Below are 745 nucleotides of genomic sequence, written 5' to 3' on the forward strand. Positions count from 1 at the left end.
GTGTGCGGCGAGGTGTTCGAGGCGGAGCTGCAGAGGGAGCAGTTGGAGTTCGCCACGCGCCCGCAGGAGCGGATGGAGGATGTGGCGGCGGAGGTCGTGCGGTGGCGTGCGGAGGCGGCCCGGCATGCGCAGGAGTCCGGGGGGGTGGTGGCGGCGCTGGCGACCTCGCCGTTGCCGGTGAGTCCGTCGCTGAGTACCGGGGAGCGGTACGGGTGGCTGCGTGACCGTTACGGGCTGACCGCGGACGAGCAGCTGACGTGCGGCTGCCATGTCCATGTGTCGGTGGAGTCCGACGAGGAGGGCGTCGCGGTCCTGGACCGGATCCGCGGCTGGCTGCCGGTGCTGCTGGCGCTCAGTGGCAACTCGCCGTTCTGGCAGGGCCGGGACAGCGGCTATGCGAGCTACCGCAGCCGGGTGTGGGGCAGGTGGCCGTCGGCCGGGCCGGTGGAGCCGTTCGGTTCAGCGGCGGGCTACCACGAGCAGGTCCGGGCCATGATCGCCACCGGGGCGCTGCGCGGCCCGGGCATGGTCTACTTCGACGCCCGTCTCTCGTACACCTACCCCACGGTCGAGGTGCGGGTCGCGGACGTGTGCCTGGACGCGTCCGGCACCGCGCTGCTGGCGACGCTGGTGCGGGCCTTGGTGGAGACCGCGGCCCGCGCCTGGCGAGCCGGCGAACCGCCGTCCCCGCACAGTGTGGCCCTGCTGCGGCTGGCCACCTGGCGGGCGGCCCGGGAAGGGATCG

At 73.8% G+C, this 745-nt stretch carries 1 protein-coding gene; it reads left to right on the forward strand.

The window, feature by feature from the left end:
- A partial coding sequence (locus tag PV342_RS40920; protein WP_500321243.1) for a glutamate--cysteine ligase occupies positions 1 to 745 on the forward strand: 745 nt, incomplete at both ends.

It is taken from the genome of Streptomyces sp. PA03-3a, assembly GCF_033792735.1.
In the GTDB taxonomy this organism is placed as follows: Bacteria; Actinomycetota; Actinomycetes; order Streptomycetales; family Streptomycetaceae; genus Actinacidiphila.